Annotated in this window: 15 protein-coding genes; 6 read left to right on the top strand and 9 right to left on the bottom strand. The window is 72.1% G+C overall.

Annotation, left to right across the window (positions count from 1 at the left end):
• The first annotated feature begins 113 nt into the window (after positions 1-113).
• The 3 genes from ACFY9S_RS16375 (at position 114) to ACFY9S_RS16365 (ending at position 3268) form a co-directional block, all read left to right on the top strand.
• On the top strand, positions 114-776 hold the full coding sequence (locus ACFY9S_RS16375) for a bifunctional DNA primase/polymerase (RefSeq protein WP_391128798.1): 663 nt from the start codon (positions 114-116) through the stop codon (positions 774-776).
• 111 nt (positions 777-887) lie between these two features.
• Positions 888-1679 carry an ATP-binding cassette domain-containing protein gene (locus tag ACFY9S_RS16370; protein WP_391128324.1) on the top strand — a complete coding sequence of 264 codons (792 nt, stop codon included), beginning with the start codon at positions 888-890 and terminating at the stop codon, positions 1677-1679.
• A complete protein-coding gene (locus ACFY9S_RS16365; protein WP_391128321.1) occupies positions 1676-3268 on the top strand; it encodes a transporter in 1593 nt (530 codons plus the stop codon). The genes ACFY9S_RS16370 and ACFY9S_RS16365 overlap by 4 nt, the downstream gene beginning before the upstream one ends.
• Before the next feature lie 19 nt (positions 3269-3287).
• Here the strand turns inward: ACFY9S_RS16365 and ACFY9S_RS16360 are convergent, their stop codons facing one another.
• Both ACFY9S_RS16360 and ACFY9S_RS16355 read right to left on the bottom strand, forming a co-directional pair.
• Positions 3288-4205, bottom strand: coding sequence for an alpha/beta fold hydrolase (locus ACFY9S_RS16360; protein WP_391128319.1), 918 nt, complete (start codon positions 4203-4205; stop codon positions 3288-3290).
• Between the two features lie 609 nt (positions 4206-4814).
• Positions 4815-5507, bottom strand: coding sequence for a metal-dependent transcriptional regulator (locus ACFY9S_RS16355; RefSeq protein WP_062927503.1), 693 nt, complete (start codon positions 5505-5507; stop codon positions 4815-4817).
• 269 nt (positions 5508-5776) lie between these two features.
• Here ACFY9S_RS16355 and ACFY9S_RS16350 point away from each other — a divergent pair, with 269 nt between their 5' ends.
• Positions 5777-6532 (top strand): sugar isomerase domain-containing protein, encoded by a 756-nt coding sequence (locus ACFY9S_RS16350; RefSeq protein WP_391128315.1) that lies wholly within the window; start codon positions 5777-5779, stop codon positions 6530-6532.
• 25 nt (positions 6533-6557) lie between these two features.
• Here the strand turns inward: ACFY9S_RS16350 and ACFY9S_RS16345 are convergent, their stop codons facing one another.
• On the bottom strand, positions 6558-8015 hold the full coding sequence (locus ACFY9S_RS16345; protein ID WP_391128312.1) for a PAS domain-containing protein: 1458 nt from the start codon (positions 8013-8015) through the stop codon (positions 6558-6560).
• A 911-nt stretch (positions 8016-8926) separates the two neighbouring features.
• On the opposite strand from ACFY9S_RS16345, the gene ACFY9S_RS16340 reads away from it, so the two are divergent.
• On the top strand, positions 8927-9403 hold the full coding sequence (locus ACFY9S_RS16340) for a diadenosine tetraphosphate hydrolase (RefSeq protein WP_391128309.1): 477 nt from the start codon (positions 8927-8929) through the stop codon (positions 9401-9403).
• 51 nt (positions 9404-9454) lie between these two features.
• On the opposite strand, the gene ACFY9S_RS16335 is transcribed toward ACFY9S_RS16340, so the two are convergent.
• Positions 9455-10555 (bottom strand): citrate synthase 2, encoded by a 1101-nt coding sequence (locus ACFY9S_RS16335; protein ID WP_102911329.1) that lies wholly within the window; start codon positions 10553-10555, stop codon positions 9455-9457.
• Between the two features lie 285 nt (positions 10556-10840).
• On the opposite strand from ACFY9S_RS16335, the gene pdxH reads away from it, so the two are divergent.
• Positions 10841-11509, top strand: a complete 669-nt coding sequence (gene pdxH / locus ACFY9S_RS16330; RefSeq protein ID WP_391128306.1) for a pyridoxamine 5'-phosphate oxidase — start codon at positions 10841-10843, stop codon at positions 11507-11509.
• 156 nt (positions 11510-11665) lie between these two features.
• Here the strand turns inward: pdxH and ACFY9S_RS16325 are convergent, their stop codons facing one another.
• Genes ACFY9S_RS16325 through ACFY9S_RS16305 form a run of 5 tightly spaced genes read right to left on the bottom strand, consistent with a single transcriptional unit; the run spans position 11666 to position 17643 of the window.
• Positions 11666-12286, bottom strand: coding sequence for a TetR family transcriptional regulator (locus tag ACFY9S_RS16325; RefSeq protein WP_391128303.1), 621 nt, complete (start codon positions 12284-12286; stop codon positions 11666-11668).
• A complete protein-coding gene (locus ACFY9S_RS16320; protein ID WP_391128300.1) occupies positions 12274-13008 on the bottom strand; it encodes an enoyl-CoA hydratase family protein in 735 nt (244 codons plus the stop codon). The genes ACFY9S_RS16325 and ACFY9S_RS16320 overlap by 13 nt, the downstream gene beginning before the upstream one ends.
• On the bottom strand, positions 13005-14573 hold the full coding sequence (locus ACFY9S_RS16315; protein ID WP_391128297.1) for an AMP-binding protein: 1569 nt from the start codon (positions 14571-14573) through the stop codon (positions 13005-13007). The genes ACFY9S_RS16320 and ACFY9S_RS16315 overlap by 4 nt, the downstream gene beginning before the upstream one ends.
• 38 nt (positions 14574-14611) lie before the next feature.
• Positions 14612-15733: an acyl-CoA dehydrogenase family protein gene (locus ACFY9S_RS16310; RefSeq protein WP_391128294.1), complete on the bottom strand. Its 1122-nt coding sequence runs from the start codon at positions 15731-15733 to the stop codon at positions 14612-14614.
• Positions 15734-15789: 56 nt separating this feature from the next.
• Positions 15790-17643 carry a biotin carboxylase N-terminal domain-containing protein gene (locus ACFY9S_RS16305; RefSeq protein WP_391128291.1) on the bottom strand — a complete coding sequence of 618 codons (1854 nt, stop codon included), beginning with the start codon at positions 17641-17643 and terminating at the stop codon, positions 15790-15792.
• Between the last annotated feature and the right edge of the window lie 22 nt (positions 17644-17665).

The following is a 17665-nucleotide window of genomic DNA, read 5'->3' as shown; positions in this document are numbered from 1 at the left end:
CGCGACGGATCCTCTCGCGCGCCCCCGCAGATGCACCCATGCGCCCCGGGAACAGGGGCGGTGCTCTCCCCCGCGCACACGGGTGGGCGTAACCCCTGGTGACGACCAGAGTTGTGTTCATCGTGGAAGAGACGATCGCCGGCACCGAAGCCGCTCAGATCCCGAAGCAGCGCGGGGAATCGCTGCTGGAGACCGCTGTTCGCTACGCCGAGGAGCGCCACTGGGACGTGTTCCCCGGCACCTGGCTGGAACCCGTCGACGGCAGCCAGCACTGCTCCTGCGGTGACGCGGCGTGTCCGGCGCCCGGGTCGCACCCGGCGCGCCCGGACTGGGCGACGCAGGCGACGGGCAGTGCGACGGTCGCGCGGCGGATGTGGCAGAAGCAGCCGACCGCGTCGATCCTGCTGCCGACGGGGCGGACGTTCGACGCGATCTCCGTGCCGGAGACGGCCGGGTTCCTGGCGCTCGCACGCATGGAGCGGATGGAGCTGACGCTCGGGCCGGTGACGCTCACGCCGGACCGGCGGATGGAGTTCTTCGTGCTGCCGGGGGCCGGTGTGAAGGTGCCGGACCTGGTGCGGAAGCTGGGGTGGTCGGTGTCGTCGCTGGATCTGACGGTGCTGGGTGAGGGGGCGTATGTGGCTGCGCCGCCCACTCGGTTCGGGTCCCGGGGGGCTGTGCAGTGGGCCTGCCGGCCGACGCCTGCGAATCGGTGGCTGCCGGATGCGGAGGAGTTGATCTCGCCGTTGGCCTATGCGTGCGGCCGGGACCGGTAAGCGCCCCTTCGTCTGCCTGGTCCGTGTTCGTCGGCGGCTGCCGGTCGGTCGTGGTGGATCGCGCAGTTCCCCGCGCCCCTTGAGGGCCGCTTCTCCACCGTAGGGTGCGGGGTGACGGAGGGAGACGCGGTGGGAACCAGCGCTGTGCGTGTACAGGGGCTCTGGAAGCGGTTCGGGCAGCAGGTGGCCGTTGCCGGGGTCGATCTCGAGTTGCCCGCAGGCAAGTTCATCGGGCTCGTCGGGCCGAACGGAGCCGGGAAGACCACCACCTTGTCGATGGTGACCGGGCTGCTCAGGCCCGATCACGGGACCGTCGAGGTGGTCGGGCACGACGTGTGGCGGGACCCCGTCGAGGTGAAGGCCCGGATCGGAGTGCTGCCGGAGGGGCTGCGGCTCTTCGAGCGGCTCTCCGGGCGGGAACTGCTCGCGTACTCAGGGCGGTTGCGCGGACTGCCCGGTGCCGAGGTCGACAAGCGGGCGACGCAGCTCCTCGACGTCCTCGACCTGGCCGGGGCCCAGCACAAGCTGGTCGTCGACTACTCGACCGGCATGCGCAAGAAGATCGGACTGGCCAGCGCTCTCCTCCACAATCCCGAAGTGCTCTTCCTGGACGAGCCGTTCGAGGGGGTCGACCCCGTCTCCGCGCAGACCATCCGGGGCGTCCTGGAGCGGTACACGGCCTCGGGCGCCACGGTCGTGTTCTCTTCCCACGTCATGGAGCTCGTCGAGTCGCTGTGCGACTGGGTCGCCGTCATGGCCGCCGGGCGGATCCGCGCCACCGGCACGCTCGCCGAGGTGCGCGGGGACGCGCCCTCGCTGCAGCGGGCGTTCCTCGAACTCGTCGGCGCGCAGAGCCGGGACGCCGGGTCCGATCTCGACTGGCTGGGCGGCGGGGCCCGGTGAGCACCGAGGCGATCACCCCCGTCTTCGTACGGCTGAAGCTGTCGCTGCTGCGCAACGGGCTGCGGCAGTCCGGCGGTCGGAAGGCCGCCTACATCACCTCCGCCGTCTTCGCCCTGCTGTTCGCCGCGCTCCAGCTGATCGGCCTGATCGCGCTGCGCGGCCACGCGCACGCCGAGTCCGTGGTCGTGCTGGCGGTGGCGGTGCTGGGGCTCGGGTGGGCGGTGATGCCGCTGTTCTTCCCCAGCGGTGACGAGACCCTCGACCCGACCCGGCTGGTGATGCTGCCGCTGCGGCCCCGGCCGCTGGTGCGGGCCCTGCTCACGGCCTCCCTGGTGGGCATCGGGCCGCTGTTCACGCTGTGCCTGCTCGTCGGGTCCGTGATCGCTGTGGCACGCGGCGGGGCGGCGTTCGCCGTCGGTGCCGTCGCCGTCGTCCTCGCGCTGCTGGTGTGCGTGGCGCTCGCGCGGGCCGTCGCCGCCGCCAACGTACGGCTGCTGACCAGCCGCAAGGGACGGGACCTCGCGGTGCTCAGCGGGCTCGTCATCGCGATCGGGGCGCAGATCGTCAACTTCGGCGCGCAGCGCATCGGGGCGTCGGGGCTGGGCGAACTCGCCCCGGCGGCCGGGGTGCTGCGGTGGGTGCCGCCCGCCTCCGCGATCGGGGCCGTGCACGCGGTGGGCGAGGGCTCGTACGGTCTCGCCGCCGCGCAACTGGCACTGACCGCGGGTGCGCTGGTGGCACTGCTCGCGCTCTGGTCGCGGCATCTGACCCGGCTGATGACCTCACCCGACGGCTCGACCCTGCCGGGCGCCGAGTCGGCCGCCAAGGAGCGGTCGTCGACCGGGCTGGGGCGGCTGCTGCCCCCGGGCCGTACGGGCACGGTCATGGAGCGCAGCCTGCGGTACGTGTGGCGCGACCCGAAGACCAAGGCCGCCTGGGTGACATCGCTGGCCATCGGGCTGATCGTGCCGGTGTTCAACGCCTGGCAGGGCACCGGGTCCGTGTATTTCGCGTGCTTCGCCGCCGGGATGCTCGGCATCCAGATGTACAACCAGTTCGGGCAGGACACCTCGGCGTTCTGGATGGTCGCGATGACGATCTCCTCGACGCGCGACGCCTACGTCGAGCTGCGCGCCCGGGCGTACGCCCTGCTGCTGATCACGCTGCCGTACGCCACGCTCGTGACGGCCCTGACGACGGCGATGCTCGGCGACTGGCGGCGGCTGCCCGAGGCGCTGGGGCTGTCCTTCGCACTGCTCGGCGCGATGCTCGCGACCGGGGCGTGGACGTCCGCCCGCTTCCCCTACTCCATCCCGCAGGAGGGCTACAAGAACGTCGCCCCCGGGCAGACCGGGCTCGCCTGGATCTCCATCTTCGGCGGGATGTTGGCGGCCGCCCTGCTGTGCGCGCCCGTCATCGCGCTCACGATCTGGCTGAACGTGAGCGCCGACGGCGACGACTGGACGTGGCTGCTGCTGCCGGTGGGCACGGCGTACGGGGCGGGGCTCGCGGCGGCGGGACTGAAACTGGCCGCTCCGCGGACGGCCCGGCGGCTGCCGGAGATCCTGGCGGCGGTCAGCAAGGGGTGACGCGCCGGGCGCAGACGCGTCAGTGGTCGCCCAGCGCGTCCAGGAACGGCTCGATCGCGGCGCGCCAGGCCTCCGGCTGGTCGTAGTGCACCAGGTGGCCGGCGTCGGCGACCTCCGCGTACTGGCCGCGGGGCAGGACCCGGACCATCTCCTGGGCCTCGGCGCGGCCCAGCTCGCCGTCCAGACCGCGTACGACCAGGGCGGGGCAGCGGACCTGGGCCAGCTCCTCCCAGTGCGCGTCGTACACCCAGGTCTCGCGGGAGCGGAGCATCTGCTCCGGCTCGAAGACCGGACGCCAGCCGTCCGGGGACTCGGCCATCACCTCGGCGTAGAACTCACCACGGGCCGGATTGGGCCGCTCCACCCAGGGGTCGTCCTCGCCGAACCATTTGCGGACGTCGGCGAGCGTGGCGAAGGGCAGCGGCCAGGCCTTGAACCACTGGCCCCACTCGCGCTGCGAGGCGGCGCCGAGCGCGGAGGCCCGCATGTCGCAGATGATCAGCCCGCGGACCAGGTCGGGACGCCGGGCGGCGAGCTGCCAGGCGGTCAGCGCGCCCATGGCGTGGCCGATCAGGACGACCGGGGCGAGACCGAGCTGCTCCAGAGCGGCCTCGGCGTCGTCGACGTAGGCGTCACGTGTGAAGGAGCCCTGCGGGGGTTTGTCGCTGCGGCCGTGGCCGCGCTGGTCGAGGGCGACCGCGCGGTACCGCGCGGAGAGCCAGCGGGCGGTGTACGCCCAGTGTGAGGCACGGCCCATGAGGCCGTGCAGTAACAGCACGCCCGGGGAACCCTCCGGCACGGTCTGCCCGTCGTGCGCCCCCTGCCCGTGCTGCGCCCCCTGCCCGTCCCGCGCCGGATCGGTCTTGGGCGGGTCCCCGAACTCCCAGGCCGCCAGGCGTACGCCGCCCGTCCCGGTCACGTCGATGCGTCGCGCCATGTCCTGGCACCCCCCAAGCTTCGCGCGGACCGCGGCTCACCGAGCCGGCCGGTCCTGTGAACCGTGTTCTGCCTGCTGTGCCTTCTGCCGTGCTGGTTGCCGTACCTGTCGGTGCAAGTGTGCCGTGCGCCGCCCGCAGACTATCGAAAGCGCATTCGAGAACGGGGGTCTCGCGGGCAACACCCCTCGTTCGAGTGACCACTCCCGGGGATTGATCGCCGCCGCCGCGGGGAGATCTCCAGCGGGAGGCGGACCGCTCGGGGAAACCGGTCCGAGGGGAATGACCCTGAGAGCTCGGGGCTCCGGGTCAGCACAGGGGAGGACAGGCCCCGGCGCCACAAAGCGCCGGGGCTCTCCACATCTCCACGGCACATCCTCCCGCCCCCTCCCCGGCCGGGCGACATCGCTGTCGAGCCGCGGCCAAGAACCCCTCAGGTCATATGCCTCACGCGACAGCGTCGCACGGGAAGCGTACGAGCGCTGCCATTCGACGGACTGGATCCCGGATTCGGTCCGGATCACGCCAACGCCACAAGAACCCCCTGCGCACCGGGAGTTGACCCAAGACGGCCGACCGGCTCGGGGCTCGGCGCCCCGGGCCGGGCCGGATCAGGGCTTGGCGACGAACACGTGGGAGGCGACGTCCGACTCCAGCTCGGCCGCCTCGCCACCGCTGCCCACCAGCACCCCGCCCGCCGACTCCGTCACGCTCACCACCGAGCCGGGCTGCACACCCGCCCGCCGCAGCGTGTACATCAGCTGCGCGTCCGTCTGGATCGGCTCGCCGATCCGGCGCACCACGACCGTCTTGCCCTCGGGGCCCGGGTCGAGACTGGCCAGCGACACCATGCCCTCGTCCAGGAACGGATCGGCGCCGTCCTTCTCGCCCAGCTCCTCCAGACCCGGGATCGGGTTGCCGTACGGCGACTCCGTCGGGTGCCGCAGCAGCTCCAGGACACGGCGCTCCACGGCCTCGCTCATCACGTGCTCCCAGCGGCACGCCTCGGCGTGGACCTGCTCCCACTCCAGACCGATCACGTCGACGAGCAGACACTCGGCGAGGCGGTGCTTGCGCATCACACGCGTGGCCAGCCGGCGGCCCTCGTCGGTCAGCTCCAGGTGCCGGTCGCTGGCGACGGACACCAGGCCGTCACGCTCCATGCGCGCCACGGTCTGGCTGACGGTCGGCCCGCTCTGGTCCAGCCGCTCGGCGATACGGGCGCGCATGGGGACCACACCCTCTTCCTCCAGCTCGAGGATGGTGCGGAGATACATCTCCGTGGTGTCGATCAGTCCGGACATACGTGCCCCTCGAATGAGATCTGCCGGAGGCTGGACGGCTCACCGGCGCGTGCGCTGGCCCTGCAACCAATTCTGCCGGATAGCACCGACAACCGTGCCGCGGGAGGGAAAGCCGGGGATTACCCGGCCGTGCGCAAGGGTACGGACTTCCCTTTCGAGGGCTTCCCGGCACCCGGCGCACGCCCCTGACGGCCGTATTGACACCGCACTGGTCCAGACCGCACCGTATGCGCGACACGAGCCGCCAGGCCAGCCCGAAGGGACCCCGAATGAGCGACCGCGCGTCGGCCGGCCAGTTCATCGACGCCGCGATCGGCCTGCTGCGGCGGCTGCGCGACGAGGAGGCCGACGGCATCGCCGCGGCCGGGACACTCCTCGCCGACACCGTCGCGGGCGGCGGCCGGCTCTTCGCCTTCGGCGCCGGACACTCCTCCCTCGCCGCGCAGGACCTCGTCTACCGCGCCGGCGGCCTCGCCCTGATGAACCTGCTCGCCGTACCCGGTGCCGTCGGCGTCGACGTCATGCCCGCGCCCCTCGGCTCCGCCCTGGAACGCGTCGACGGCCTCGCCGGCGCCGTCCTCGACAGCTCCCCGCTCCGCGAGGGCGACGCCCTGCTGATCATCTCCCTGTCGGGCCGCAACGCCCTGCCCGTCGAGATGGCCATGAAGGCCCGCGCCCTGGGCGTCAAGGTCATCGGCGTGACCTCGGTGGCCTACGCCGCGCAGACGAAGTCCCGGCACGCCTCCGGCACGTACCTGAAGGACCACTGCGACCTCGTCCTCGACTCGAAGATCGCGGTCGGCGACGCGGAACTGACCCACGACGACATCCCCGCCCCCTTCGCCCCCGCCTCGACGGTCGTCACCTCGGCCCTCCTCCAGGCCGTCATGGCGACGGCGGCCACCACCCTCGCCGACCGCGGCATCGAGCCGCCCCTGCTGCGCTCCGGGAACGTCGACGGCGGCCACGACTGGAACGCCCGGGTGATGGAGCAGTACCGCGACCGGATCTTCTACCGGCACTGACCGGGCCCCGGTGCGGGCGCCCCGCTCACTCCTCGTCGGACAGCCCCGCCAGATCCAGCGCCGCAGCGATCCGTACCGCCACGTCCTCCGCGTACATCGCGTCGGACCGCTCGAAGGCACTGCGCCCGGCGCCCCGCAGGAACGTCACGACGCCCAGGGTCCGGCCCCGGCTGCGCAGCACCGCGCACAGGGCGTGGACCGCGTCCGGAGGCCACTGGCGGGCCAGGGCCCACTCGCGGGCGGCCTCGGGCGGGGCGGCGCCCGCGCTCGCACGCAGGGCTCCCACGCGCTCCACGCACTGCAGGGCCGGATGCCCCTCGGCGTAGCGCACGGGCAGACCCGCGCGGCCGGCCAGCCTGCTCGGGCCCGGCGCCCCCGACGGTGTGGCGGCGACCCGGACCAGCCGCACCGGCCCCTCGGCCTCCGCGTCGGTGAGCGCGCCGCCGGCGACCCGGTCGATCAGCCCGTGGTCGGCGAAACCGGCCAGGGCGAAGTCCAGGTGGACCGTCGCCGCCTCCGCCGGGTCCTCGCACTCGGCGGCGGCCCGCGAAGCACGGTGCAGCTGCTGCGTGCGGAAGCGCAGCAGGGACGCCTCCTGCTCGGTCTGCTTGGCCTCCGTCACATCCTGGAACAACCAGCCCACACCCAGCGGAACCGGCTCCTCCGCGAGCGGCGAGGCCAGCCGCAGGAAGCCACTGCGCCAGCACCGCCGCTTCTCGCCCTCCTTGGCGCGCACACTCACCCACACCTCGGCGGGTGCGGGCGGCGCACCCTCCGCCAGCACATGCTGCAGCGCGCTCTCCAGCTCCTCCACGCCGTGCGACAGCAACTCGCCGAGCGGCCGCCCCAGCACCGACGTACGTCCCGTGCCCAGCGCGCGGGCCGCGTGCGCGTTCACCACGGCCGGCCGCAGGTCCACGTCCACCAGCACGACACCCCAGCTGGCGTCCTCGAAGAGCGCCTCACTCAGCGCGATCGACCGCTCCAGATCGATCTGCGTGTGCACCTCGCTGAACGCGCAGTACACACCCGCGGGCTTCCCGTCGGGCCCGCGCACCGCCGCCGACTGCGTCCGCACGAGCACCCGCCCGCCGTCCTTCGTCAGCAGCGCGAACTCGTGCACCTGCCGCCCGGGCGCGTGCATGACGGACAGCAGCCGGCCCTCGACCTCCTCGGCGTCCGCGGTGCGCACGGCCCACCCGGCCAGCCCACGCCGCCCCACGGCCTCGTCCGCACTCCACCCCAGGATCCGCTCGGCCTCACGGTTCCAGTGCGTCACGACCCCGTCGGCGTCGAACGCGCACAGCGCCGCGTCCATGCCGTCCAGCAAAGCGGCAAGCAGATCCGAACCATCCGAACTCTCCCGCTCGGGCTCGTCCGGCCCCAGCTCGTCGGTGGCCCCACTACGCCGGGAAGCACTCACCTGGACCCCCTGCAGGCTGCGTCCGCACGTACGGCACGTCGGTTCGCTCCTTGCAATCATTCAACTGGAACGTGACCCAGCGCACACCGATTCCCACAACATTGAAGGAATCGTTGTACGGCGGCAATCCCCACGTCAACGGCTCCGGAGACCACCCGGCCGACCACACCGCGGCCTACCGACGCCATCAGTCGATCAACAACAGAGCCCTGCCGCCGCTCCCTGCCGCGTGTACCCATCGATCTCGATCTTCATACAGGCGTCGGGCGGTGGGATCCCCAAGAGCGCAACGCAGGCGAGCCATGCCGGAGTAGCAGAGAGTTCGGCCACGCGTTCAAGAGCCCGACCGGATCGTGAGGTATCCCGAGCATGTCCTGACGGCGAAGGCCACGGGCCGCGGCTCTTACGCTCGCACCAGTCCGGACAGTCACGGGTTCCCTCGTCTGCTGAGGACTCGTGCCAAGCAGCACTTCGGATACATCACCGGCGACCTCGTGCGTGCTGTAGTGCCGCGGGGCAAATGGTCAGGGACATGGACCGGGAGGGTTTCGGTCCGCGCCAGGGGACAGCACAGCGTCACCACACCCGTGGGCAGGGTCAACGTTTCCCACCGGAATCTGCGGTTGCTTCAGCGGGGTGACGGATACGAGTGGGGCATCCGCCCCGAACCGACACAGTCAACGTCTCGAAAAATGGGTTGATCGGTGAGCGGGCGGTTCCTAGTGTGTGGCTCACACCGAAAGGAGGTGATCCGGCAGATGTATGAATCCCGGACGCGTGAGGTGGCTGCGGGCTAGCGGCCCGTCACCACGCACAGTGCGGTGCCGGACCAGCGTGTGAACGAAACGCGCAGCCGGCCCGATCTCCAGCAGTCACCCGACCCGCGAGTCGCCGGTACGTCCGGCCGGCTCCTCCCCAGGAGGAACCAGACTCGCGGGTCGTCTGCGTTTTTCTGCGGCTTCCCGGGGGCGATGACAGTGGGTGCGTGGCGCGACGACCGGATCGGGAGCGCCCTGCGGGGTGAGAACCCGGCCGTGATGCGGCGGCTGGAGGCCGGGTTCGCGGTGATCGGCGATGTGCAGTTCCTGCCCGGCTACTCGGTGCTGCTGACCGATGATCCCGCGGTGCAGCGGTTGTCCGAGCTGCCGCGGAGCGGGCGGCTGGCGTTCCTGTCCGACATGGACCGGCTGGGAGAGGCCGTCGAGCGGGCGTGCCGACGGGTGGAGTCGGGGTTCCGGCGGGTCAATCTGGAGATCCTCGGGAACGCCGACGGGTTTCTGCACGCGCATGTGTGGCCGCGGTACGACTGGGAGCCCGCGGAGTTCGTGCGGCTGCCCGTGTGGCTCTACCCGCGGGAGATGTGGGGCGAGGAGCGGTACGCGCTCGGGGCTCGGCACGAACCGATGCGGGAGGCGATCGGCGAGGAGCTGGACCGGCTCGGAGGGTGAGACGTGCGGGCGGCCTCACCCGGAGCCGGGCGAGGCCGTGTGTGAGATGCGTCAGTGGGCGATGTCCTCGTAGCCCTCGATGTCGTGGGGGTCGCGGGTGCCCGGGCCCACGTAACGGGCCGAGGGGCGGACCAGGCGGCCCGTGCGCTTCTGCTCCAGGATGTGGGCGGACCAGCCGGCCGTGCGGGCGCAGGTGAACATGGACGTGAACATGTGCGCCGGAACTTCGGCGAAGTCCAGGACGATGGCCGCCCAGAACTCGACGTTCGTGGCGAGGACGCGGTCGGGGCGGCGGGCGTGGAGTTCGGCGAGGGCCGCCTTCTCCAGGGCCTCGGCGACCTCGAAGCGCGGCGCCCCCAGTTCGCGGGCCGTGCGGCGCAGGACCCTCGCCCTCGGGTCCTCGGCGCGGTAGACGCGGTGGCCGAAGCCCATGAGGCGTTCGCCCTTGTCGAGCGCGTTCTTCACGTAGGACTCCGCGTCGCCCGTGCGTTCGATCTCCTCGATCATGCCGAGGACGCGGGAGGGGGCGCCGCCGTGGAGCGGGCCGGACATCGCGCCCACCGCGCCGGAGAGCGCGGCCGCGACGTCGGCGCCCGTCGAGGCGATCACCCGGGCCGTGAAGGTGGACGCGTTCATGCCGTGCTCCGCGGCGCTCGTCCAGTACGCGTCCACCGCCGCCACGTGCTTGGGGTCCGGCTCGCCCCGCCAGCGGATCATGAAGCGCTCGACGACGGACTGCGCCTTGTCGATCTCCCGCTGCGGGACCATCGGCAGGCCCTGGCCGCGGGCGGACTGGGCGACGTAGGACAGGGCCATGACGGCCGCCCGTGCCAGGTCGGCGCGGGCCTGCTCGGCGTCGATGTCGAGGAGGGGTTTGAGGCCCCAGACGGGCGCGAGCATGGCCAGGGCGGACTGGACGTCCACGCGGATGTCGCCGGAGTGCACGGGGATGGGGAAGGGCTCGGCGGGCGGCAGACCGGGGTTGAAGGCGCCGTCGACGAGCAGGCCCCAGACGTTGCCGAACGAGACGTGGCCGACGAGATCCTCGATGTCGACGCCCCGGTACCGGAGGGCGCCGCCCTCCTTGTCCGGTTCGGCGATCTCCGTCTCGAACGCGACGACTCCCTCGAGCCCGGGTACGAAGTCGGACATCAGGCGGCTCCTCGTGATGGAAGTGACAGATGGTGTGATGTGGGGTGGGACGAACGAACCATGTGTCAGTCGGCTTGCGCAGCGGGCGGCCGTCCGGGGGATCCACGGTCGTGTACGGCGACTCGCGGTCCTGGCCGGCTGCCCCTGTGATGCCCCGTCCGGCCGACGGTCACCCAACCGGAACGGCACGGAAACGATATCCCCGAGTGCCACCGTTGGGGAGAGTTCGCGGCACTCAGTGCCACGCAGTGACGAAGGACACCATCCGTACGGCAAGATGACCGGGTGACCGACCGCGACGACGTTCCCTTCGATCTGGCCTCGATGCGCAAGCAGTACCGGGCCGAGGGGCTCTCCGAGACCGAGCTCGCCGCCACCCCCGTCGAGCAGTTCGCGCGCTGGTTCAAGCAGGCCGCGACGGACGGCGGGCTGTTCGAGCCGAACGCCATGATCGTCTCGACGGCCGACGCCGAGGGGCGGACGAGCTCCCGTACGGTGCTGCTGAAGCACTTCGACGAGCAGGGCTTCGTCTTCTACACGAACTACGGCTCCCGCAAGGCCCGTGACCTGGCGGAGAACCCGTACGTCTCGCTGCTGTTCCCCTGGCACCCCATGGCCCGGCAGGTCATCGTGAGCGGGGTCGCCCGGCGCACCGGCCGGGACGAGACGGCGGCGTACTTCCGGACCCGCCCGCACGGCTCACAGCTGGGCGCGTGGGCCAGCGCCCAGTCCTCGGTGATCTCCACGCGGGCCGACATCGACGGCGCGTACGCCGAGCTGGCCGCGCGCTACCCGGAGGGCGAGCAGGTGCCGGTGCCTCCGCACTGGGGCGGTTTCCGGGTGGCGCCGCAGACGGTGGAGTTCTGGCAGGGCCGCGAGAACCGGTTGCACGACCGGTTGCGGTACGTGGAGCGACCCGACGGGAGCTGGCGGGTGGAGCGGCTCAGTCCGTGACGGTGCCGGGGTCAGATCCTGACGGTGCCGGGGTCAGGTGCTGACGGGGCCGGGCTCACGTCGTGACGGTGCCGGGGTCAGGTGCTGACGGGGCCGGGCTCACATCGTGGCTCGGGTGCCGGGCTCAGGTGGTGGCTCGGGCACCGAGTGGCGTCATCATCGGCCTCGGCCCAGCGTCTCCTCCAGCAGCCCCGCCCACTGGGCCACCACTCGTTCCCGGCGGGCCGCGTCGTCCGTGAGGAGGTTGGCGAGTCCCAGGCCGCGGGCCATGTCGAGGAGGCCCTGGACCGCTTCGCGGACGCCGGGGACGGATTCGTCGGCGGCGAGGAGGTCGACGGCTATGCGGTGGGTTTCGCGGCCGACGCGGGATTCGAGTTCGGTGACGCGGGGCCGGAGCTGTTCCTCGTTGGAGGCGGCGACCCAGAGGTGGAGGGCGGCGCGGAACAGCGGCCCCGTGTAGAGGTCGACCAGGGCGGCGACGACGGCGTGACGGTCGTCTGCCGCGCCCTCGGGGAACAGGGCGCGCAGGGCCGTGGAGCGTTCCTCGGCGACGTATTCGACGGCCGCCGTGAAGAGGTCCTCGCGGGTCGGGAAGTGGTGCTGGGCGGCGCCGCGGGAGACGCCGGCGCGTTCGGCGACGACGGAGACGGTGGAGCCCGCCCAGCCGTGTTCGGCGAGGCAGGACACGGCGGCTTCGAGGAGTCGCTGCCGGGTGGCCCGGCTGCGGTCCTGCTTGGGGACTCTCTCCGCACGGTCGGCCGTGCTCACACCACCCATGCCGGATCCCGTCGTTCGAGGAAGGCCGTCATCCCCTCGCGGGCCTGCGGGGAGGAGAAGAGCCGGGCCGAGAGCGCGGTCAGGGCGTCCGCGTCCCGGTCGAAGGCTTCCAGCACCCTAGCCGTGAGCAGCCGTTTCGTCTCGGCCAGGGCGGCGGGGGCGCAGCGGCGCAGACCGTCCAGGACGGGTGCCAGGGCCGCGTCGACGTCGTCGGCATGGGTGGTGAGCAGGCCTGTTGCGACCGCCTCCGCCGCGTCGAAGGGTTCGCCGGTGAGGTAGTGGCGGGCCAGTGCGCGTGGGTTCGTGCGGGGCAGGAGTGGGAGGGAGATGACCGCCGGGGCGACTCCGATGCGGACCTCGGTGAAGGCGAAGGTGGCCTCGCTGGAGGCGGCGGCGATGTCGCAGGCGGCCAGAAGGCCGAGGCCGCCGGCGCGGACGTGGCCGGTGACCCGGGCGACGACCGGCTTGGGCAGCTCGACGATCTGCCGCAGCAGGGCGACCAGGGCAGCGGGTGGCGGAGGGTCCTTGAGGTCGGCGCCCGCGCTGAACGTGTTGCCGGTGTGGGTGAGGACGATCGCGCGGACGCCGGTGTCCTCGGCGGCGTGGGCGAGCGCGTCGGCCAGTTCGCCGACCAGGGCCGCCGACAGGGCGTTGCGGTTGTGCGGTGAGTCGAGGGTGAGGGTTTCCACGGCTCGCGCGCGGGAGCGGGCGATCAGCGTCATGCGTTCTCCCTGAGCTGTCGGCGGAGGATCTTGCCGGATGCCGCGCGGGGGACGCCGACGATGAAGGTGACGTGGCGTATCCGCTTGTAGGGGGCGACGCGTTCGGCGACGTACATCATGATCTCCGCCTCGGTGAGGTCCGCGGCGGACGCCTGTCGGACCACGTAGGCGTGCGGGGCCTCGTTGCCGTTGTCGTCGTACCTGCCGATGACGGCGGCGTCGGCGATGCCCGGGTGGGTGAGGAGCAGGGCCTCCAGCTCGGCGGGGGCCACCTGGAAGCCCTTGTACTTGATGAGTTCCTTGACGCGGTCGACGACGAACAGCCAGCCCTGCCCGTCCACGTGCCCCACGTCGCCGGTGTGCAGCCAGCCGTCGGCGTCGATCATGGCGGTGGTGGCGTCGGGGCGGCCGAGGTAGCCCTTCATGATCTGGGGTCCGCGGATGAGGATCTCGCCGGATGCGCCGGCGGGCAGGTTCTTGCCGGGGTCGTCGAGGGAGACGATGCGCATCTCGGTGCCGGCGATGAGTTTGCCGACGGTTCCGGGCGGGGCGTCGCTCATGGCGTCCAGGGGGACGACGTGGGTGCCGGGCGACAGTTCCGTCATGCCGTAGGCCTGGCCGACGGGCGGCAGGCCGAGGCGCCGGGAGCAGGCGGCGGCGAGACGGGCGTCCAGGGGTGCGGCGGCGCTGATGACGTACCGCAGGGACGACAGGTCGTACTGGGCTACGGCGGGGTGCTTCGCGAGGGCCAGGACGATCGGCGGGGCCACGTACAGGGCGGTGATGCGGTGGTTCTGGACGGCCGCGAGGAACTGCTCCAGGTCGAAGCGGGGCAGGACGACGACGGTCGCGCCCTGCCGCAGGGGCGCGTTCATCAGGGCGGTGAGGCCGTAGATGTGGAAGAGGGGCAGTACGGCCAGGACGCGGTCGCCCGGGCCCGCGGGGATCGCCGGGTGGAGCTGGGCGAGGTTGGTGGCGATCTGCCGGTGCGTGAGCATCACGCCCTTGGGGGTGCCGGTGGTTCCGGAGGAGTACGGCAGGGCCGCGACGTCCTCGGCGGGGTCGATGGCGACCTGCGGTTCGGGGGCCGCCGAGGCGAGCATGTCGATCAGGGAGCGGTGGCCGCTCGCGCTGTCGCACACGAAGATCTCGTGTACACCGCCCGCGAGTTCGGCGGCCCGGCGGGCGATGTCCAGCAGCGGTGACACGGTGACGATCCAGCGGGCCGCGGAGTCCCGCAGCTGCTTGGCGAACTCGTCGGCGGTGGCGAGCGGGTGCACGGTCGTGACGGTGGCGCCCGCGCGGGTGGCCGCGTAGAAGGCGGTCGGGAAGGCGATGGTGTTGGGGCTGTGCAGGGCGAGGACGTCGCCCTTGCGGACACCGGCCTCGGCGAGGGCGGCGGCGACGCGCCGGTGGAACCGGTCCACCTGCTCGTACGAGAGGGTGGTGCCGTCCGTGCCGTCGATCAGCGCCGGGATGTCGCCGAACTCGGCGGCCCGGGCCAGGACGGCGTCGTGGATGGGCAGTTCGACGGGCGGGACGTCTGCGTACTCGCTGCGGAACATGGCGGGTTCCTCCTCGCGCGCGGGCCGTCTCAGGGTGCTCAGTACGACTTGGGCAGGCCCAGGGTCTGGTGGGAGACGTAGTTGAGAATCATCTCCCGGCTCACGGGGGCAATACGAGCCACGCGCGCGGCCGTTATCAACCGGGCCAGGCCGTACTCGCGGGTGAGACCGTTGCCGCCGAGGGTGTGCACGGCCTGGTCGACCGCCTTCACGCAGGCCTCCCCGGCGGCGTACTTGGCCATGTTGGCGGCCTCTCCGGCGCCGATGTCGTCGCCCGCGTCGTAGAGGGCGGCGGCCTTCTGCATCATCAGGCGGGCGAGTTCGAGGTCGATGTGCGCCTGGGCGAGGGGGTGGGCGATGGCCTGGTGGGCACCGATGGGGGTGTCCCAGACGGTGCGGTCGCGGGCGTAGTCGACGGCCTTCGTGAGGGCGTGGCGGCCCATGCCGATCGCGAAGGCGGCGGTCATGATGCGTTCGGGGTTGAGGCCGGCGAAAAGCTGGAGCAGGCCTGCGTCCTCGTCGCCGACCAGGGCGTCGGCGGGCAGCCGTACGTCGTCGAGGGTCAGCTCGAACTGTTTTTCCGCGGCGTTCAGTTCCATGTCGATGGGGCGACGGATGAAGCCGGGGGTGTCGCGCGGGACGATGAAGAGGCAGGGCTTGAGGCGGCCGGTGCGGGCGTCCTCGGTGCGGCCGACGATGAGGGTCGCGTCCGCGATGTCGACGCCGGAGATGAAGACCTTGCGGCCGGTGAGGAGCCAGTCGGTGCCGTCTTTTCGTGCCGTGGTGGTGATGCGGTGGCTGTTGGAGCCGGCGTCGGGTTCGGTGATGCCGAAGGCCATGAGGCGGGTGCCGTCGGCCAGGGCCGGGAGCCACTGCTGTTTCTGGGTTTCCGTGCCGAAGCGGGCTATGACGGTTCCGCAGATCGCCGGTGATACGACCAGCATGAGGAGGGGGCAGCCGGCTGCGCCGAGTTCTTCGAGGACGATGGAGAGTTCGGAGATGCCGCCGCCACCGCCGCCGTACGCCTCCGGCAGGTTGACGCCCAGGTAGCCGAGTTTGCCTGCCTCTGACCAGAGTTGGGTGGTGTCACCTTGGAGGCCGTGGCGTTTGCCGAGCGCGGCTACGGCTTCTCGCAGGGCCTTGTGGTCTTCGGTGTCCATGAGTGTCCTTTCGGGTGCGAACCGTACGTGGCTTGTCGCGCAGTTCCCCGCGCCCCTTACGGGGCTTCCTTCACCACGGCCAGGAGCGCGCCCGGCTCGACCTGTTGCCCCGGTGCGACGCGCAGGTCGGTCAGCGTTCCCGTCACCGGTGCGGTGACCTTGTGCTGCATCTTCATCGCCTCCAGCCAGAGCAGGGGCTCGCCCGCCTTCACCGGTGTTCCTGCCGTGAGGCCTTCGGCGACTCGGACGACCGTGCCCGGCATGGGCGCCAGGAGGGAGCCGGGGGCGTGCTGGGCGGCGGGGTCGGGGAAGCGGGGCAGGGCTGTGAGGGCCGTGGTGTTGACGTGGACCTGGTTGCCGTAGCGGGCGACCGCGTACTTCCGCCGCACCCCGTCCACGTCGAGGATCACCAGACGCGCGTCGGCGTGGACCACCCGCACTCCCTCCACCCCCTCCGCCTCCAGACCCTCCCTGGTGTGCCGGTAACGGGCCTCGTACTCCTCGCCCGCCGCCACGTACCGCTTGGTCTGCGGCTGTGAGGGGACGTTGCGCCAGCCGCCGAAGCGGGAGCGGCCATGGGCGTCGGCGAGGGCGGCTGCCAGGGGGGCGTGCGGGTCGGGACGCGGGTCGGTCAGCTCCGGCAGGTGGCGGTCGTAGAAGCCGGTGTCCATGCGGGCCGCGGTGAACTCGGGGTGGCGCAGGGAGCGGACCAGGAGGTCGCGGTTGGTGACGGGGCCGTGGATCTCGGCGCGTTCCAGGGCGGAGGCGAGGGTGCGCAGGGCCTGCTCGCGGGTCGGGGCGTGGGCCACGACCTTGGCGAGCATGGGGTCGTAGTGGACGCCGATCTCGTCGCCGTCCGTGTACCCGGTGTCCAGGCGGACGGGCCCGGGGACGGACAGACGGTGCAGGGTGCCGGTCTGCGGGGACCAGTCGCGGGCGGGGTCCTCGGCGTACAGGCGGGCCTCCACGGCGTGGCCGCGCGCGGGTGGCGGACCGGTTTCGAGGGAGTGGCCCTCGGCGATGCGGATCTGCTCCGCCACCAGGTCGATGCCGAAGACGGCCTCCGTGACGGGGTGTTCGACCTGGAGGCGGGTGTTCATCTCCAGGAAGTGGGCCCTGCCGTCGGCGACGAGGAACTCGACCGTTCCGGCGCCCACGTAGCCGACGGCCCGGGCGGCCCGTACGGCGAGGGCGCGGATCTCCTCGTCGAGTGCGGCGGGCAGGCCGGGGGCCGGGGCCTCCTCGATCACCTTCTGGTGGCGGCGCTGGAGGGAGCAGTCGCGGGTGCCGAGCGGCCGGACCGTGCCGTGGGTGTCGGCGAGGACCTGCACCTCGACGTGGCGGCCGTTCTCCACGTACGGCTCGACGAAGACCTCGCCGTCGCCGAAAGCACGCGCCGCTTCGGCACGGGCGGCGACCAGTTCGGCGTCCAGGTCCGCGAGGTGCCGTACGACGCGCATGCCCCGGCCGCCGCCGCCCGCTGCCGCCTTGACGAGCACGGGCAGGTCGGCCTCGGTGACGTCGGTGAGCGGTTCGATGCCCATGAGCTGCTTGGCGCGGGTCTTGGACGCCATCGCCTCGATGGCCTGCGGGGGCGGGCCGATCCAGACCAGGCCCGCGTCCAGGACGGCCCGGGCGAAGCCGGCGTTCTCGGAGAGGAAGCCGTAGCCGGGGTGCACGGCGTCCGCTCCGGCAGTGAGGGCGGCCTTCACGAGGAGGTCGCCGCGCAGATAGGTGTCGGCGGGTGTCTCCCCCGGGAGTCGTACGCTCGCGTCGGCCACGCGCGCGTGCAGGGCGTTCGCGTCGGCGTCCGAGTGCACGGCGACGGTGCGGATGCCCAGGTCGCGGCAGGTGCGGAAGACGCGGCAGGCGATCTCGCCCCGGTTGGCGACGAGCACGGAAGTGATCACTGAAGGGCCCCTCACGGCATTG

Source organism: Streptomyces sp. NPDC012474, assembly GCF_042955185.1.
GTDB lineage: Bacteria > Actinomycetota > Actinomycetes > Streptomycetales > Streptomycetaceae > Streptomyces > Streptomyces cahuitamycinicus.
This window is presented reverse-complemented; position numbering and strand designations above follow the sequence as displayed.

Bases quoted from the DNA above. Each gene is read 5' to 3' on its own strand.
- ACFY9S_RS16340 (WP_391128309.1), top strand. From the start codon at position 8,927: ATGACAGTGGGTGCGTGGCGCGACGACCGGATCGGGAGCGCCCTGCGG.
- ACFY9S_RS16345 (WP_391128312.1), bottom strand. From the start codon at position 8,015: ATGATTGCAAGGAGCGAACCGACGTGCCGTACGTGCGGACGCAGCCTG.
- ACFY9S_RS16350 (WP_391128315.1), top strand. From the start codon at position 5,777: ATGAGCGACCGCGCGTCGGCCGGCCAGTTCATCGACGCCGCGATCGGC.
- ACFY9S_RS16315 (WP_391128297.1), bottom strand. From the start codon at position 14,573: ATGTTCCGCAGCGAGTACGCAGACGTCCCGCCCGTCGAACTGCCCATC.
- ACFY9S_RS16325 (WP_391128303.1), bottom strand. From the start codon at position 12,286: ATGGGTGGTGTGAGCACGGCCGACCGTGCGGAGAGAGTCCCCAAGCAG.
- ACFY9S_RS16320 (WP_391128300.1), bottom strand. From the start codon at position 13,008: ATGACGCTGATCGCCCGCTCCCGCGCGCGAGCCGTGGAAACCCTCACC.
- ACFY9S_RS16355 (WP_062927503.1), bottom strand. From the start codon at position 5,507: ATGTCCGGACTGATCGACACCACGGAGATGTATCTCCGCACCATCCTC.
- ACFY9S_RS16360 (WP_391128319.1), bottom strand. From the start codon at position 4,205: ATGGCGCGACGCATCGACGTGACCGGGACGGGCGGCGTACGCCTGGCG.
- ACFY9S_RS16335 (WP_102911329.1), bottom strand. From the start codon at position 10,555: ATGTCCGACTTCGTACCCGGGCTCGAGGGAGTCGTCGCGTTCGAGACG.
- ACFY9S_RS16310 (WP_391128294.1), bottom strand. From the start codon at position 15,733: ATGGACACCGAAGACCACAAGGCCCTGCGAGAAGCCGTAGCCGCGCTC.